This is a genomic window from Clostridium sp., assembly GCF_036639235.1.
Taxonomy (GTDB): domain Bacteria; phylum Bacillota; class Clostridia; order Clostridiales; family Caloramatoraceae; genus Clostridium_AB.
In genome coordinates this window covers 1-1,650 of record NZ_JAVWJB010000050.1, presented here as the reverse complement: position 1 = coordinate 1,650, position 1,650 = coordinate 1, and the positions used below count along the sequence as shown (strand labels likewise).

Here is a 1,650-nt window from a genome sequence, read left to right as displayed (position 1 = left end):
TCTGCTTCAAATGAGAATTCCTCATCAACAGTATAAACATCCTCTGAACTAGTATCATACATAAGTCTAGCAATACCTGCTGCATTAATTAAAGCCTTGCCATCTTGTACAATAATGTCCTTTCTATGAATTGTAACATCTGATTTAAGTACTGAACTAACCTCGTCCTTTTCATCTGGAATGTTAACATTAACCTTTACTATAGATTGTGCCTTGTCTTCTCCAAGATATTCTGAAACCTCAAGATTGTTTCTAAGAAGCTGAATTTCTTCACCCTTCATATCAACAACTACCTCAACATTTTCCTTGCTGAAAACAACACTTTCAAGGTTTACAATTGAATTTACTTTGATTTTTCTATTTGAAACCATTTCATATTCAATATGTTCAATTGTTGCATCTGTTAAACTCTTCATTCCTCCATCACATTGTGGAAGATTTATGTTTTGTGTAAAGTTGTTACTAGAGCTTAGCTTGTAAATTCCCTTGCTATCCTCTGATGAACTATAGAATACATCAACTGTAATCTTTCCATCTACAACAACCTTATCTTGATTTGTTTCTGCACTGATGATATTTACCTTACCATCTATGCTTAAAATCTTGCCAATTTCAGGATTTCTATCTGATAGAACAAGATCCTGACTAACCATTGTTTGGCCTGTTCCTTCCCCTACAAGTCTTTCATAATTTACTGTATCTTTTAAAAGCTGTGCTGACATATTTATCCCTCCCCACCTCTTAGGTAGTTTATAACTATCTATAGATACAATATGAGGTTATGAATTCTTTTATTCCTTTACAGTAAATATTTTTTGTACATTTATTAAAAAAAATAATATTTTTTAATGAAAATTTATCCAACATATTTAAAACTTTTTCGTTAAAATAATTCATATTATTTTATAAATCACTATCTTTTAGTGGTGTTTTATAGAAAACCCTTTCATAAAATGAAGGATTTTGACAGCAAATATTCATTTATTAAAAATTTTATATTAGTACAAGTCTTTCATTATAGTATTCTACTGTTGACTTATTAAAGGAATTCCTTTAATATATACAATTGTTGATACCTCAATAAGAAAGCGCCGTAGCTTTCTTTATCCCCCTATAAATAAACTGCCAAACCCATAACCCCATACAAGACCGCCAACGAGGCGGTTTTTTCCTTTTTTGAAGGGTTTTCTATATTAATGTGAGGTAATTTAATATAGATTTCAATAAATAAATACAGAAAAATAGCCTAGGGATTATTCCTTAGGCTTTCATCATTTATATGATAAATTATATTACTACGTTGTCACATTCTATTTGAACTGATCTAGTAAGAATATCAGAGTAACTATAAGATACTCTTCTCTCCGTCTTTCCTTCTTGGGTGAATTTTACTACGAATATGTTCGGGAATGTTTGTTCAAGTATGCCTTCCTTAACAACTATCTTCTTTCGTCCACTATTAGCCTTAAGAATAACCCTCTCGCCAACATGTCTCTCTATATTCTCTTTGATAGTAGCTAGCATATCTTTACCCTTCACATCAAACACCTTCTTTCTCCTTAATTTTACAATATTTAGAGTCAGATGTCAAGTGTAAAAACTTATTATTTTATCAACAATTATAGACCATGTCAATATATATTTTCATGG

2 protein-coding genes are annotated in these 1,650 nt (G+C 30.7%); both read right to left on the bottom strand.

Annotated elements, in window-relative coordinates; translation table 11 throughout:
• On the bottom strand, nt 1–722 hold a 722-nt coding region (locus tag RR539_RS09455), incomplete at its 3' end, for a DUF3794 domain-containing protein (RefSeq protein WP_332500369.1).
• A 565-nt stretch (nt 723–1,287) separates the two neighbouring features.
• Nucleotides 1,288–1,539, bottom strand: coding sequence for a Veg family protein (locus RR539_RS09450; RefSeq protein WP_332474766.1), 252 nt, complete (start codon nt 1,537–1,539; stop codon nt 1,288–1,290).
• Nucleotides 1,540–1,650: the final 111 nt, after the last annotated feature.